Consider the following 14490-nt stretch of genomic DNA (forward strand, 5'->3'; position numbering starts at 1 on the left):
CGTCAACGTCCGCGGTATCACGACACAGCTAGACCGGCTTGTTCGGCATTTCCGGTCACGCTTGAGGATAAGATTCGTTCATTCGGCGGTGTCGCCGGTCGCGTCGGTGTGACATCAGGCGCAGCGCGTTCTACGCCAAGGGCGGCTACGCATGGGCCGATATTCGCTTTTCGATCGCCGCCCTAGGCGGCAGCTTCAGCGAGAGCAAAGTGCTGTCGGGCTGGACCGTCGGCGCTGGCGTGGAATACATGTTCGCCCCCAACTGGTCGCTCAAGGGTGAGTACATCTGTGCCGACTACGGCAGCGAACGCTAACTGACTGCATTTGCTTCCGGCGGTCTGGAGTTTGGTGCCACCACCCACCCTGTGAAGGGTGGCATCAACTATCACTTCAATTGGGGCGGCTCAAACTTGTAAGTCCGAACACTGAATTCAGCAGACCGGGGCCCGGCGAAAGCCGGGCCTTTCCCTGCCTACGCATAATCTCGGCCAATGTCGGGAAGGCGTTACCGGGATTTGGTCAGAGGCTAGTGTCGGTCAGACCGCGACCACCGCCGAGATGCTAAGAACCGTGATCGCGTTGTGCAGCCTCTCGACAAACTCGACAGCGGTCTTGAGACTGGCATAGGTGCCGCCATTGCGCTGTTCGTGGACATTCGCGAGGTCAGAACGGCTCGCGTCGCAGATGCAGGTAGCGAGGATTGAACTCGCCGCAGTCCGCCAGACCCGCCCAATTTCTGATGGTGAGAGACCCGCTCTTGAAGTCGGCAAGATCGGTGTCTCGAAGGTTGGCCAAAGCGCGGTTTACGGTAGCTAGCGACAGCCCAAGCGCCTCTCCCAGCTGGTTAAGACCTATCGGCAGCGTACACGTATCGTCACGCGTCAAGCCGGAAGCCCGCGATCGGTAGAAGAGTTCGCAGAAGAGATGAGCCATGCGGGCAGGAGCAGATCGCGCGCTGTTGTTCGTGATTGCCTCACGGAAGATGGCGGCGTCAATCAGGGTTTCACGCCAGATTGCAGCGCCAACCTTTGGCCTGCTATCGAATAACTTCATCAAGTCCCGATGCGGGACCGAGGCGACGACGGCCTTGCCGATCGCGCAGACGGCATGATCCATCACCTCGATGAAAAGACACTGTGAATCCGGCATGTCGCCAGCGAGATGAAAGGACAAATACTGGCGCGCGCCATTCGGCAGGAGATGATACCGAGCGAGCATCCCTTCGACGACGATGGCGGACACCTTGGGTCGATCGCCCTGCCGAATGAAGTCCTCATGACTATCCAATTCGCGGACAGAGCACGGCAGCCGGCGGATCTCCAAAAGGTCCTCTTGGCTCAGGTGTGAGTGCTCTTTCAGTTTTTTTATAAGGACGACTAGAGGGTCGATTGTAGCCTCCTACGGGCTGAACCTGTTCGGCTGCGCTCAGCATCCTAGTCATCTTGACGGTGGCTTCAACTCGCTCGAAAGCCAACCCTTGCTGCGCTCCATCGGATCGACCTCGCACTTTGAGCATCTGAACTCCGAATCTCCCTTTTCAAATGACGTCATCTTGCGATTGCACTTCGGGCATTTCGGCGCTGTAGACCCAATAACTGTCATTGGGTTTGCTCGCGAGCGCTGATCTCGCGCCGAACTTCTCGAACACTTGCGAAATGCAGGCCAAGTTCACGAGCTCGCTTTTTGACGGAAGCCATTGGTCGCTTCATAGCCGCACATGCTCGTAGAAGCGTAGCCCCCTCTGCATGCAACTGTTTGAGCTTCTCCAAGTCCGCATCTTGCCATGCGCGGGTTATCAGCTGACGCTCATTCATGTCGGTTCCTCCAATGGTTCCTCGGGATGGAACCACAAGCCGGGAGGTGACGTCGTATCATTTGACACGAATTACCGAGAGCGGATCTCGATGTTTTTGCGGTGCACCTTCGCCGTTTTGCCACACGGATCCTTGCCACCGTCGCGTCGTCTCCACGTTGCTGGCAATGTAATCGCGCCTGGTGCCTTCCAGGGGCGGACTTCTGCATGTGATCGGTGGCGTCCTCGACCGAGGCTCATCGCGCAAGTTGAGGCAGCAGAAGCTTGCGATCGAAGAGTGACATCCTTGGAAGCTAGGCAGTGCGCGTCGGGCCTGACCGGCTTGTCGATACTGGAGGGTGTTGTCTGGTTGCTCGAACAGCAACGTTAGGGAACATTGTCGCTTAAAGGCCCGGCGGGTAGGTCGCTCTATCGCCGGGCCGACCGAAGCGAGGCTTCTGGGGTCAAGATTCGGTCGCTGTCATCCTGCGTTAACTCCGACCGCAAATCCATCAGCCGTTTGAGGCAACTCGCTCAATCCTGTTCTTGAAAAGTGAACGTGGAACAACTTTGGAGCGAAGTGCCGTCGCTAACATCTTGCAGACGCACATCGGTTCGCCTTTGACGGTAGTGCACCTGCATGTGTCCCCGTAAGCAAATTTTATCAATCTGTCGATGTCCTGATCTGCTATCGCTGTTTCGATCTGATCGTCATAAGTCAAAAACGTGCTCCTCGCGGTATGATCAATCCGGATACGACACGGGCGCACGAAAGTTTCAGTTCTTTTCTGGATCGGGCATGCTCTGCTTGCGCGACAGATCAGGTTTCGGCGAAGCCTCGCCATCGAGCCAGTCCGCTTCTTCGGCCAATGCGAGCCATGCCGCTTCCATGCGCTTGAACCGATTCCTGGCCGGCTCGTTGTCGGCTGCAGCAGCCATCTCGGCGCAGTTGTGTGCATTCGCGCGGTAAGTGTCGGACTGTTTCATCCCGAAAGCCTACGTCGTCCGGAGGGCGTACGATAGCGCCGCGCAGCAGGTGGAACTACTTCCCGGGTTGCGGCATAACTTTCCTATGAAATCAACGAAGTCGTTCAAGAAGCAAGCTGAGAAAGCCGAGGCCGTTGCTCATCGCTCGGAAGACACCGAGCATGCTGAGCGGATGCACGACCTGGCTGAAGCATTCCGCGCGCAAGCCGAGGCTCTGAAAGCTGAAAAGAAAAAAAGGAAGGTGAGGAAGTAGCTCCCCTTCACCGCAGACCGCAAAGGCTAGTCAAGCTTCTCAGAGACGATCACGCCAGTCTTCGGATCTGCGTGAAAGTCCATCTTTTGACCATTCTTGATGCCGTTACCTTCCCATCGGCCATCATCAGCCTCGAGCTTGGTAACCTGCGAGTAGCCGGACTGCAGGACCTTCGCCTTTACTTGCTCCATTGGCATCCAATCCGGTCCAGGCTGATCAGCTCGCGCCATAGTCGATGCGCCCATTAGCAAGACTCCACAGAGAATAACTGCAGCAAGCCTGTTCATCGCAGCCTCCCTTGTTCTGTGTGAGCCAAATTAGAATACCGGAAAATCGTCCTTCGGTAGAAAGGCTTCACTGGATCTTCCGATTTCCGGCCTCCGTCAGTTTGACCTGGTCGTCCACGATTTCGACGAGGCCCATCTCCAGGAGTTCGCCGAGTTGTTCTTCCGTGATCGGGGACAGCTTCAGCCGGCCGCCACCGATATCGCGGAGCGTCCAGTCGAGCTCGAAATCGTCTCTCCAGTATTTCATCTAGTTGAGCCGTTGCCGGCAGAGGTTGAAATTAAAAGCTCGCGCAGACGATCCGGCGAGCTTTCACTATCTAATGCCGAAAACCAACGTAGAGACCAATCAGGGTGATGGCCGATACCAAGATGAAGAAAAAAAGCCCCCACGCAATAATCGTGGCTTCATCTGGGGTTTTCCGATTCGTCTTCTGAAGAACGTTCAATGGTCTCTCCCTGTAATTTCTATCGTCGGCGCTCGCATCTTGAGGCGAACTTGTGCAAAGCGTAGCGACGGTAGATCGCAGGGTCCAGAATGAATTGATGGTGCGCTGCAGCGTGGCGCGTAATCAATGGGCTGCCAAGGTCGGTAGGTGCCGCAAGCACCGCAGGCCCCATTGAAGGAACCAAAACACCGAACGCGCGATATAGGGGAAAACAAGGGAGGTCGTCATGTTGATGGAAGATGGAATTGCCGGACGGCCACTCGCCGGCGCACCGCGATTGGTCGCACAGACAGTCGACAAGCGAACAATTCTCGAGATGGAGATAGCCCTTACCAAAGCCTGCGAGGTCTTGCCGCGCGAGTTGGACAGCCACAAGAACCGCTGTTTCGTCGCCAAGAAAATACTGAAGCGCGTGAATGCGGGGGAGCGCACGTTCGGCGGCATGGTGTGTGCGGGGATGGCGGCAGTAGAGGCGCTACGGCGAAAGCAAGAGCAGGCTTGACGGCATTTTCCTGAACAATCGTTCAGGAAATTTATCCTGAGACGACGGAACGGGCCGTACCGTCGCGCATTCAATCTCCGCTCATTCAAAGGAGAAGATAATGCGCAAAGTTCTTTTGGCTCTCGCTGCCCTCGCTACCATCGGCATCGCTGTTCCTGCCGCTACTTCACAGGCTGATGCTCAGACCGTCGTGGTGCGGCACGGCGGCGGCCATCACGGCGGCTACCATCGCGGGCATCGTGCCAACAAAGTTGTTATCGTGAAGCGCGGTCATGGTCACATGCATCGTGGAATCCACCACGGCCACCGCTGAACGCGTTGCTCTTCAAATCAAAAGGCTCCCTCACGGGGGCCTTTTTCGTTGAGGCAATAAAGGGCAGCTTAACGCTAGCGCTGGGTGAATACGGCCATCGCGTTTTGGAAAGAAGAGCGCAGCGCAGCTCCTCAGTTCAAGCGGTATGTTGGGCTGGCGTGATAAGCCGCCCCAGCTCACCAGGGCTACTGGAGGAAATTTCCCATGGCCAAAACGCCAAGCTTCTTGCCGACTTTTTCCATGACACCCTCAAGGATGTCTATTTCGCCGAGAAGAAGATTGTGGCCAAGGCCGCACAATCGAAAGAACTCGAGGCCGCCTTCCTGAGCACCAGAAAGAGACCGCCGGTCAGATCAAGCGGCAAGGCGTGTTTAAGATTTTCGGCAAGAAGCCGACCGCCAAGAAGTGTGAAGCCATTGGGCGCATTACCAAGGAAGGCGCAGAGATCATGACCGAATATAGGGGCATGCCTGCTCTCGATGCCGGTCTTGCTGCCGCGGCACAGGCGGTGGAGCACTATGAGATCTCCCGCTACGGCACGTGGCGGCCGGGCGAAGGAGCTTGGGATGCCTGAAGCTGCCTCGCTTCTCGATGCCACGTTGAAGGAAGAGAAGGCCACCGACGTTGCGTTGACCGCGCTGGCCAAATCTGTCGTCAACGTCGAAGCAGAGCAAGATCTCTAAGCCTATATGTCCGGCTCCGTCACTGGAGCCGGACTACGAAGTCCTCCCACCCGTCGAAGAAACCTTTAGCGCAACAGTGGCTTATGTTTTCGCTGACATGGAGAGCGAAAATGCGCCAAGGTACGTCGTTTCGGTTGATGGCATCCGATGCAGCGAGACAGGCAAAAGAAGCCACGGACCAAGCTGAAGCTCTCCGGCTTTTACAGATGGCACACTACTGGATCTCAGCTGCAGACAATGAGGACTGGCTGAATGCGAACTCGATCCATCATCCGGTGAGATCACCTGGCTCCGAGTGAGAACTGAGAAACTTCGGAACGATCGGAAGTCGCGGGACTTGACTCCGACAACTGTCGCACATGGCGGCGGTGAACGGGTGGCTGTGGCCATCAGAAAGCTCGCCATGAACATCCCGGCCGTCAACCGCGCCATCGATATTTATGGCGCCCTCTCAGGACATTCGGAAGCACCGGGCGTGCGCGCCCAGCTTTCCCAGCATCTTGACCAACTGCACAGTGAGGGGGAGACCGATCATCACCGCCTTACGGTGCATGGCCTCTCGTTCCTTCGGCAGAACGATCTTCAGCGCAACAGCTAGCCGCGCTGCATGGCTCGCTGCTTCTGCAATGATTTACGGAGCGTCGCTTTCGCAGAGTGAGCACGCTCCTTGTCGCTCGCCGATTTCTTGATAGGACGAAATGGGCCGGTCTTGGAATTTCCGGCAATCGGCATTGCCGGCATCATCTGCGAGCAGGATTCCAACTGGGAAGGTTGAAGGCCCATAGGGGCCGATGTCCGTGTGCGTTTGGGCATGTTTCTTAACCCGCCACTCAACCCAAAGTTCATTCCAAATCAAGCGGCGACAAAAACACCTCGACCCTTCAGAAGGCCGGCATCAGTACCGCGAGGAGGCGCGGCGACCTATCGCGGCGGCCGCCTTACTGGCCCCGCCGGAACAAGAAAGTCAGAAATGCGTTCCTTTAGGCATCAAACACTGGAGATCGGGCAGGGGATCGTCCGTCCTCTGCTGCTGTCGAACCAGGCGATTACAGCCTACGAGCGCTATAGGCAAAAGACGCCGCTTCGGTTGGTGGAGTATGAGCGATGATGCCGCTAGTTCGGCCTTGGTCGGCCAACGAAAGTGAAAAACTTAAAGCCATGGCTGAAGCGGGGGCATCACCGATCAAAATTGCTGCGGCCATGAAACGTAATGTCCAGGCCGTCAGACGTCAGGCGAGCCGGTTGGGGATCTCATTGCCTACAACGCGAGAGGCTCGCAAACGACAGCGTGCGTTAGAGGCGGAAGCCACAAGGTCTTCAGCATGACATCGCAAATAGGAACAAGCTGCGCGTTCCGTGGTTTCCATGGAAACGGAGGTTTCCATGCTTACGGACGATCAACTGATGATTTTGCGGGAAATAGATAACGCCTTTGCTTTTGACGATACAGCTAAGGCTGAAGAGTTGGTGCTGGACGGTTATGTCCAGAAGGATGGCGACCTTTATCAGCTTACGCCAAAGGGCGAGAAAAGCTTGCTCGACAACGGCGTCTCGGCATAGAAGTTGCTTGCACGATGCGCGATACGCGATGTCCATCTCGCGAATCGCGTCGTCCTACAACGTGCGATCGGTGCCAGGAAACGGTGAGCCGAACCCTCTCAGACGCGCTCCGCAGCGGTCAGACGAATGTGCGCCCGTCGCGGGTCGTCACTTTGTGCCAAAAACCGCGAAGTTGTCATAATGCGGTCTACGAATAATCAAGCGGGCGCTACGCAACGAACCGAGGATTCGAACGTCCTGTGGCGGATTAGTTCCGATGCCGGAGGACGAACTTAAAGCTTAAAGAGTCTTACCTATCGAGAGCCGCTTGCGCCGCCGTCTGTACCATCGCGAACGTCGGTCCATCATCAAGTTGTAGCTTGACCTGCTCCGAGACTGCAATCCGCTGCATGAACTCACTCCGACGCGCTAATGCAGCCTTCAGCGATCACCGGTCTTGGTTCTTCCACCAAGGTGAGCAGTAGAAAACCGTGCCGGCTTCCGCGTCTCCAATGAAAATAGTCCCGTCATTTGCAAGATTGTCGCTCATGGCACCTCGCTACGACAAACCCAAGCGTGTGGGAGGTCAGAAAGTTCCCGATCGCTCAACACTCGTGCATCTCGATAATGCCATCGCCGACCGGAATGTGGCGAGCCATCGCGCCCAGTGTTTGCTTTCTAGCCGCCGAATATTGGTCGTGCCTTGTCCGGCCCTTTCCGGAGTAATTCGCCGAAGGCATCGCCCGACGGCATCTCCCAGCGCAGCATCGTCAACTCCCGCCACCTTCCTTTCGTCGGATGAGGTGCCGCACTCCTTCGATTTTGCTATCGGAGGACATTTGTCGTGTCCTTCGTTAAACGGGCTGCGGCTTCGAGATCGCGGCCGAGTGTTATCGGTTGATCGGGTGGAGAAGGGCGGTGATGCCGGCGAATGCCCTTGAGCCAGATCAGCAATGCTTCCCAGTGGATGCCTGCGATCACTTTCAGGGTCAGCAGGGGGTAAACGCAGAAGGCGTGCGCTAGAGCTACGTCGGTCAGATTCTGGCGGGTTGCAGCGAGCTTGGCGATGAGCAGCGGCCCTTGTGCATCGTGACCGATGACCGAAACCGTCAAATTCTTTCCCGGAGGGACGACAGAGAACGAATAGACCATGTCGGTGCTCATGAAGGGGGAAACGTAGAAGGACTTCTGGCTTTTCTGGCGGATTGGCACTTTCGTGTCGCGGGCAACGGGAATGAGATAATTGTGACGCTCACCGAACGTATTGCTGACCTCGTATAAGATCGCCGAAATCGAGTTGTCTCGCCTGTAGCAGAAATAGATGCTCAGCGGATTGAAGGCGTATCCCAGGATGCGCGGCATGGTGAGAAGCCGGAGCGGGCCGCCGGCTTCGATGCCGGCCTCTTGCAAATGCCGCTCGATCCCGGCCCGCGGCGACGTGGTCTCTCCCTCGCCGTGATCCCGATCATGGAAGCTGAAGAGGTTGAAGCGGTTGTGCGAGAAGAGGTGCAGCCTGCCTGCCAGCATATCGACTTCATCAAGATCGAGAAGCATGTAGAAAATGCTGTAGCGCAGCCGATGCTCTCTTGGCCGCAATCGGTGATGCATCACTGAGCCGGAGTAGAGGGCCGAATGAAAGCCCGACATCAGGCAGCCTCCGTTTCAGGTGTGGCAGGCACGGTCTCATGAATATGGATGCGGCCGGATTCATCAGCGACCGTCCAGGGTCGCTGCAGGCCCCCGAGGGCTTCAGCGACGGCAAGGCCGGCCTGTAATCCATCCTCGTGGAAGCCGGCGCCGAAATAGGCGCCGCAAAACCATGTATTGCGCTTGCCCTGCAACGACCAAAGCTCTCTCTGCGCTCGCATCGCCTTTACATCAAAACGGGGATGGCTGTAGCGCATTTCCCTGAGAACAGAGTTTGGTGCGATCTCCCGGTGGGGATTGAGCGTGACGAAAAGCGGCCGCTCACTTTCGATTTCCTGAAGACGGTTCATCCAATAGGTCACTGCGAGCTTGCGACCATCATCGTCGTCCCTCGCCATGTAGTTCCAGCTCGACCAAACCCGGCGGCGGCGCGGCATCAAGCGAGGGTCCGAATGAAGGACTGCATCGTTGTCGATATAGTCGAACGCGCCAAGCAGTCGCCGTTCCTCGCTGCTCGGATCAACAAGCATTTGGAGCGCCTGATCCGCGTGAGTGGCAATTACCACCTGATCGAAACGGCGTCGAACACTGTCATATCCGACGACCTCGGGACCGTTAGGGGTGCGAACGATTGCACGGATCGGATAGTCAGACACTATTTCGGTTATGGCGTCAGTCAGCACTCGCACATAGGAGCGGCTGCCGCCGCACACGGTGCGCCAGATAGGGCGGCTAGACAGTTTCAGGAGGCCGTGGGTGTCGCAAAATTTTATGAATGAAGCCGCTGGATAGGCGCCGATCTTTGCAGCAGGCGTGGACCAGATGGCGGCCGCCATCGGATAGAGATGATCGTTGCGGAATCCCTCTCCGTAGCCGGCGGCGTCGAGATACTCATCGAGCGTAATCAAGCCCAAGGCCGCCACATTGCGTGGCGCCTCGCGATAGAAGCGCACGAGGTCGCGCAGCATCCGCCAGAATCGTGGGCTGATGGCGTTTCGACCCTGCGCGAACAGGCCCAGAAGGCCGGTTCCGGAGTATTCAAGCCTGCCATCGTCGAGCGAGACGGCAAAAGACATGTCGGATCGCTTCGTGGCGACGCCGATATGCTCAAAGAGTGATGTCAGGTTTGGATAGGTGGATTCGTTGAAGACAATAAAGCCCGTATCGATCGCGGCACCCGCCACATCGACCGTGTGGCTATGCCCACCCAGGCGGCTATCGGCTTCGTACAGAACAACCCGATGCCGTTTTGAAAGCAGCCACGCTGCGGACAGGCCGGAAATACCACTCCCAACAACGGCTATGTCGAGGCTTCCGCTATGTGCCGCGGCGTTAAAGCTGTTCATTCTATCACTCCCAGCAATCTTTCTCGTCAAAAGACTTCCCTCCATGCGCCAAGCTGCCAATATTTACGGAACCCAGCGCGCATTGGATCACTTGAGGCGTGATCCAATTGGGGGGAGGGCGCGTATGAAGGGCAAATGGATGCTGCAAGATTACATCTCGACATCAGGCGCACGCGGGATGTCGGTCCGGCGGCGAGGCTCATTGTTTTGAACGAGGGCATTCAAAAAGAGGTGCTGCCCTCTCCTGTAGAGCTGATCCGCCTGATAGATGCCGTTGCACAGGCGCAGGATCGCAAAGCGTTCGCGCAGCTCTTCGCCTACTTCGCTCCGCGTGTGAAAGGCTTCCTTATGCGGACCGGTCTCGCGGAGGCGGTTGCCGAGGAGGTGACACAGGAAGTCATGATCGCGGTATGGAGAAAGGCGTCCTATTTCGATCCCAGCCGGGCGGGCGCGTCGACATGGGTGTTTACGATTGCTCGTAACCAGAGGATCGACAGGCTGCGCCGCTCGCGTTCCCGGACGGCCGATCATCTCTTGGATCTGAGTGACGAGCCGGACACGCCACCGTCGGGCGAAGACATCGTGATCATGGCAGAGCGGGAAGAAGAGGTCCGGAAAGCGCTGGCGACCCTGTCAAATGAACAGGCAACCATCGTGAAACTCTCTTTCTTCTCCGAAGCGCCGCATGCGGAGATCGCTCGTGAGCTGGGCATCCCGCTCGGCACCGTAAAATCCCGCGTCCGGCTCGCATTGAACCGGCTGCGAACCCTATTGGACCGCGATATATGACGATCAATCATCACCCCAGCGATGAAACGCTTCTGCGTCTTGCGGCCGGAGCGTTGGGTGCCGGCCCGGCGCTAGTCATCCGCGTCCACCTCGAAGGATGTGCCGTTTGCCGCGAGCGCTTAACCCGGTTCGAGGCTATGGGCGGGGCGATCCTCGACGAGATGCGCTTGGCTCCGCTTGCTGAGGATTTGTTCGGACGGACCATGGAGCGGCTGGAAAGCATTCCATCCACGTTAGTGAAAGAACCCAGGCCGAGGAAACAGCCGGACCTGGGCATCGAGCTCCCTCATGCGATGCGCCACTGCGAAATTGGTCCCTGGCGATGGCTTGGCCCCGGCTTCAGATGGAGCAAGGTCCAAATTGCCGGAAGTCCAGATGCCAAAGTCATGATGATTAAGGGTAAAGCGGGGCTTCATCTGCCTGCCCATGGACACACCGGCATGGAGTTTATGCAGATTCTATCTGGATCTCTGTCGGACGAGCGCAGTCAGTATTTTCCCGGCGATCTCGACGAAGCAGATGATGAAGTCAATCACCGGCCCCTTGTCGGCGAGAAGTCGGATTGCGTCTGTCTCGCTGCTTTGGAAGGAGATACGCGCCTTCATGGATTTCTGGGGCGTCTCCTACGTCCGATCGTGGGATTTTGAACGATGGCGGCGGCACAGCCATTAGATTCCTTTGGCTAGCCTCGGTTGGCCTATGAAGATGTTTCATGAGGTCGTGTAATTGGCCTTGCGAGAAAGCCGTCGCGAAAATTGTGCCAGATTGGACGGCACGGGACAGTATCGCATGACACTGGTTATCGCAGTCGTTGCGCTTGCGATTTTCCTTTCGCTGACCATGGCGGGAGCATGGTTGGTCGCGCTTCGAACCGGCCAGTCAGGGTGGATCGATGCGATATGGTCGTTTGCCACTGGCGTGTTCGGCGCTGCGGCCGCTCTTCTTCCTTTCGCCGGGGGGGAAATTTCATCGCGTCAGATACTCGTGGCAGTGCTGGCGGTCTTGTGGGCACTGCGTCTCGGCATCCACATCGTGGCGCGCACCGCGCGGGGCGGCGATGATCCTCGCTACCGGCACTTGCGCGAGCATTGGGGGAGTGCCTTCAGATCGCACCTGTTCTGGTTCCTGCAAATCCAGGCATTGGCTGCGCTGGTACTCGTCCTCTCTATAATGATCGCGGCGCAAAATCCGGCGCCTGGCCTGAGGGTCTTAGACTGGTTCGGAATTGCCATCCTGATTACGGCCGTTGTCGGGGAAACGATCGCGGATCGCCAGCTTTCCACCTTTCGCCTAGACCCCGGAAACCAGGGGAAAGTTTGCGACGTCGGGCTTTGGAGTAGGTCACGCCACCCAAACTATTTTTTTGAATGGTTGGGATGGCTGGCTTATGCCGTGATCGCGGTCGATCTCACAGGCGCCTATCCGCAGGGGTGGCTGGCCTTCGCCGGGCCATTGCTGATGTATTGGCTCCTCGTCCACGCCTCCGGCATTCCGCCTCTCGAAGGGCACATGCTGCGCTCGCGCGGCAAGGCCTTCCGAGAATACCAGCACCGCGTCAACGCATTCTGGCCCGGTCCGCAGAGCGGCGCTGGCGCCGCCGGCAACAAAGAAGACCATTCATGAGCCTGATTTCCTCGGCAATACGCGTCGCGGAGCGCCGTCCGCTTCCCGACCCAATGATGCGAATGGGCATCGAGTTTCTGATCGGACGCACAAGAAGTAAACTTGCCGCTGCTAGCGATCGCGAGGAAGGCGATTTCGCGCGCGCCATGGCAGAGTACCCGATCGCAGAACATGCGAACGCCGCCAACGCACAGCACTACGAATTGCCGCCCGAATTCTTTGCCCTTTCGCTCGGCCCACGTCGCAAATATTCCTGTTGCCTCTATTCGACGGGTCACGAAACGCTGGCCGATGCCGAGCGCTTGGCGCTTGAGGAAACGGTTGCGCACGCTGGTATCGCCGACGGACAGTCGATCCTGGAACTCGGCTGCGGCTGGGGCTCGCTGACGCTGTTCATGGCTGAGCGGTTCCCTCGCACCAATATCACCGCGGTTTCGAATTCGACCCCGCAACGGCTTCACATCGAGGCGGAGGCCGTGGCCCGCGGTTTGGGAAATATCCACGTCGTCACTGCCGACATGAACGCTTTTGAACCGGACACCACATACGATCGGGTCGTGTCGGTCGAAATGTTCGAGCACATGTCCAACTGGCGGAGATTACTTGCGCGCCTCAAGACATGGCTTGTACCCCAGCAGGGGCGCGTTTTCGTTCACGTCTTCAGCCACAGGCGCAGTCCCTATCGCTTCGATCATAACAACGAGGCCGATTGGATCGGGCAGCATTTCTTCACCGGCGGAATCATGCCGAGCCATGGCCTGATCCGGCATTTTTCGGACTGCTTTGTCGTTGAACAAGACTGGCGCTGGAACGGCCTTCATTATCAGAAGACGGCGGTCGACTGGCTGGCATGTTTCGATGCAAACCGCCAGCACATTGAGCGCATTTTGAGTAAGGTCTATGGTCCGGACGCGGCGCTTTGGCATCAACGCTGGCGGCTCTTCTATCTGGCGACGGCAGGGCTCTTCGGGCATGCCGGCGGCGAAGAATGGGGTGTGAGCCACTACCTCCTGCGCCCGGCATAGCGCGTGTCGTTCGTGATTTTAGTCAGAAATATCTGGCGGCGAGTTGCCGCTTATGCCGCTCACGATGATCGATGGTCGCGACCTGCAACTTGATCGCGCTTGACGTCGCTTCCAACCAGCCCTTCTATCCGCGCTACGTCTATTTGGCCGTCAGCGAACACATTCGGCCGACCTTCTTCACGTTTCTGTCGACGCCATTTTTCCTAGCGGTGCCCGTACTGGCTAGGCGATCGTAGACGGCAGGCCGTGCGGTTCTCCCACTTGCTGGCATCGCCAATACGGTTTTCAGCGCAAAAGTGTTCGGGCAGGCATCGGACGTGGAGATTTTTCTCATCCCTTGTGCGCTGATTGCCGCGACCTCTTTTCGACCATCGGAAAGGCTGATCGCCTTCATGCTGGTTGGGCTGGCGATGATGGCTTGCCTTGGACTCGGTGGCACGTATGGCGCCCCCGTACACCCCTACTCGATCGCAGAATACCGTGCCTTCCTCAGATTGAATGTCATGAGCGCTGGCATCCACACTGTGTTCGTCGGACTTGTGGCATCGGAGCTGTTAAGCCGGCGTCCTTAAGCTCGTCAGGATGAGGTTGTGAAGGCGCGCGTGATCAAAAATCCGATGGTTGCGGCAGACGCCGTCAGAAACGTTCCCCAGCATAGATCTGCGATCGTCACCGCGACCGGCCAGTTCCGCAACGTCGCTTGGTTGGTTAGATCGTAGGTCGCATACGCAACGAACCCGAGGAAAGCACCGTAGAACGTGGCCGTTGTCAAACGCTCGCTGGCAATCGCCGGTGCAATGGCGAACACCACAATGCCGGCAACGTAAATCAGATAGAAGAGCATCGCCGGAACCAGCCGGAAGCTATCAAGCAGCATCTCGCCCATCAGCGGTCGATACAGCCGCTGCGCGGCAAACATCAGCCAGATTGCGTCGATTGCGAGAAATACCAGACCGGTCGCGACATAGGCGATGCCAAAGGTTTTCAATGTATTGTCCTCTAAAAGTCGATGCTGAAGATTTTACGCGCCGGCGAGATGGCCGGATCACTCGGCGCACGACGGCAATTCCGGCATCCTGAAACAGATTAAAATTCCCGTCGAGGTCCGGGGCCACTCTGGATTGACCCGAGAGCTCGACAAGGTTCGCGCCCTGTTTGGCCGGCTTACAATGGGCACTAATTGGTCCATTGTTTCATCAGTCAACATAACGTTGCGTCCGACCGGCCTTCAGTATCGACGAAAATGCTGCTTGCTTGA

18 protein-coding genes and 1 pseudogene are annotated in these 14490 nt (G+C 57.4%); 11 read left to right on the forward strand and 8 right to left on the reverse strand.

Features of this window, described 5'->3' with window-relative positions:
- The first annotated feature begins 173 nt into the window (after positions 1-173).
- A complete protein-coding gene (locus LPB73_RS03225; protein WP_231081054.1) occupies positions 174-314 on the forward strand; it encodes an outer membrane protein in 141 nt (46 codons plus the stop codon).
- 349 nt (positions 315-663) lie between these two features.
- Here LPB73_RS03225 and LPB73_RS03230 read toward each other — a convergent pair whose 3' ends face one another.
- On the reverse strand, positions 664-1389 hold the full coding sequence (locus LPB73_RS03230) for a Crp/Fnr family transcriptional regulator (protein WP_231081055.1): 726 nt from the start codon (positions 1387-1389) through the stop codon (positions 664-666).
- Positions 1390-2569: 1180 nt separating this feature from the next.
- Positions 2570-2779 (reverse strand): hypothetical protein, encoded by a 210-nt coding sequence (locus LPB73_RS03235; protein WP_231079592.1) that lies wholly within the window; start codon positions 2777-2779, stop codon positions 2570-2572.
- Between the two features lie 85 nt (positions 2780-2864).
- On the opposite strand from LPB73_RS03235, the gene LPB73_RS03240 reads away from it, so the two are divergent.
- Positions 2865-3032, forward strand: a complete 168-nt coding sequence (locus LPB73_RS03240) for a hypothetical protein (protein ID WP_170849796.1) — start codon at positions 2865-2867, stop codon at positions 3030-3032.
- Positions 3033-3058: 26 nt separating this feature from the next.
- Here the strand turns inward: LPB73_RS03240 and LPB73_RS03245 are convergent, their stop codons facing one another.
- The gene (locus tag LPB73_RS03245) at positions 3059-3319 is read right to left on the reverse strand and encodes a PepSY domain-containing protein (RefSeq protein WP_175365840.1); all 261 of its coding nucleotides are present in this window, start codon (positions 3317-3319) and stop codon (positions 3059-3061) included.
- A gap of 67 nt (positions 3320-3386) precedes the next feature.
- Positions 3387-3566, reverse strand: coding sequence for a hypothetical protein (locus LPB73_RS03250; protein WP_231079593.1), 180 nt, complete (start codon positions 3564-3566; stop codon positions 3387-3389).
- Positions 3567-3991: 425 nt separating this feature from the next.
- Here LPB73_RS03250 and LPB73_RS03255 point away from each other — a divergent pair, with 425 nt between their 5' ends.
- The 5 genes and pseudogenes from LPB73_RS03255 (at position 3992) to LPB73_RS03275 (ending at position 6823) form a co-directional block, all read left to right on the forward strand.
- Complete coding sequence (locus LPB73_RS03255; protein ID WP_231079594.1) at positions 3992-4267, forward strand: hypothetical protein; 276 nt, start codon at positions 3992-3994, stop codon at positions 4265-4267.
- Between the two features lie 100 nt (positions 4268-4367).
- Entirely contained in the window at positions 4368-4580 is a 213-nt protein-coding gene (locus tag LPB73_RS03260; protein ID WP_231079595.1) for a hypothetical protein, read from the forward strand.
- A gap of 197 nt (positions 4581-4777) precedes the next feature.
- Positions 4778-5263, forward strand: a pseudogene (locus LPB73_RS03265) (ferritin-like domain-containing protein).
- 403 nt (positions 5264-5666) lie between these two features.
- Positions 5667-5861: a hypothetical protein gene (locus LPB73_RS03270; RefSeq protein ID WP_231079596.1), complete on the forward strand. Its 195-nt coding sequence runs from the start codon at positions 5667-5669 to the stop codon at positions 5859-5861.
- Positions 5862-6646: 785 nt separating this feature from the next.
- Positions 6647-6823, forward strand: a complete 177-nt coding sequence (locus LPB73_RS03275; RefSeq protein WP_231079597.1) for a hypothetical protein — start codon at positions 6647-6649, stop codon at positions 6821-6823.
- An 804-nt stretch (positions 6824-7627) separates the two neighbouring features.
- On the opposite strand, the gene LPB73_RS03280 is transcribed toward LPB73_RS03275, so the two are convergent.
- Together LPB73_RS03280 and LPB73_RS03285 are read right to left on the reverse strand one after the other, a co-directional pair.
- Complete coding sequence (locus LPB73_RS03280) at positions 7628-8449, reverse strand: DUF1365 domain-containing protein (protein ID WP_231079598.1); 822 nt, start codon at positions 8447-8449, stop codon at positions 7628-7630.
- Entirely contained in the window at positions 8449-9795 is a 1347-nt protein-coding gene (locus LPB73_RS03285) for an NAD(P)/FAD-dependent oxidoreductase (protein WP_231079599.1), read from the reverse strand. The genes LPB73_RS03280 and LPB73_RS03285 overlap by 1 nt, the downstream gene beginning before the upstream one ends.
- A gap of 135 nt (positions 9796-9930) precedes the next feature.
- Between LPB73_RS03285 and LPB73_RS03290 the strand changes: the two genes are divergently transcribed.
- The 4 genes from LPB73_RS03290 to LPB73_RS03305 all read left to right on the forward strand — a co-directional run bounded on the left by LPB73_RS03290 (position 9931) and on the right by LPB73_RS03305 (position 13232).
- Positions 9931-10584: a sigma-70 family RNA polymerase sigma factor gene (locus LPB73_RS03290; RefSeq protein ID WP_349768800.1), complete on the forward strand. Its 654-nt coding sequence runs from the start codon at positions 9931-9933 to the stop codon at positions 10582-10584.
- Positions 10581-11231, forward strand: a complete 651-nt coding sequence (locus LPB73_RS03295) for a ChrR family anti-sigma-E factor (protein WP_231079600.1) — start codon at positions 10581-10583, stop codon at positions 11229-11231. The genes LPB73_RS03290 and LPB73_RS03295 overlap by 4 nt, the downstream gene beginning before the upstream one ends.
- Before the next feature lie 142 nt (positions 11232-11373).
- On the forward strand, positions 11374-12207 hold the full coding sequence (locus LPB73_RS03300) for a DUF1295 domain-containing protein (RefSeq protein WP_231079601.1): 834 nt from the start codon (positions 11374-11376) through the stop codon (positions 12205-12207).
- Positions 12204-13232, forward strand: a complete 1029-nt coding sequence (locus LPB73_RS03305) for an SAM-dependent methyltransferase (RefSeq protein WP_231079602.1) — start codon at positions 12204-12206, stop codon at positions 13230-13232. Before LPB73_RS03300 ends, LPB73_RS03305 begins: the two co-directional genes overlap by 4 nt.
- Before the next feature lie 139 nt (positions 13233-13371).
- On the opposite strand, the gene LPB73_RS03310 is transcribed toward LPB73_RS03305, so the two are convergent.
- Together LPB73_RS03310 and LPB73_RS03315 are read right to left on the reverse strand one after the other, a co-directional pair.
- Positions 13372-13626 (reverse strand): hypothetical protein, encoded by a 255-nt coding sequence (locus tag LPB73_RS03310; RefSeq protein WP_231079603.1) that lies wholly within the window; start codon positions 13624-13626, stop codon positions 13372-13374.
- Between the two features lie 183 nt (positions 13627-13809).
- Positions 13810-14220 (reverse strand): DUF2177 family protein, encoded by a 411-nt coding sequence (locus tag LPB73_RS03315; protein WP_231079604.1) that lies wholly within the window; start codon positions 14218-14220, stop codon positions 13810-13812.
- Between the last annotated feature and the right edge of the window lie 270 nt (positions 14221-14490).

The organism is Tardiphaga sp. 37S4 (genome assembly GCF_021044645.1).
Taxonomy (GTDB): Bacteria; Pseudomonadota; Alphaproteobacteria; order Rhizobiales; family Xanthobacteraceae; genus Tardiphaga; species Tardiphaga robiniae.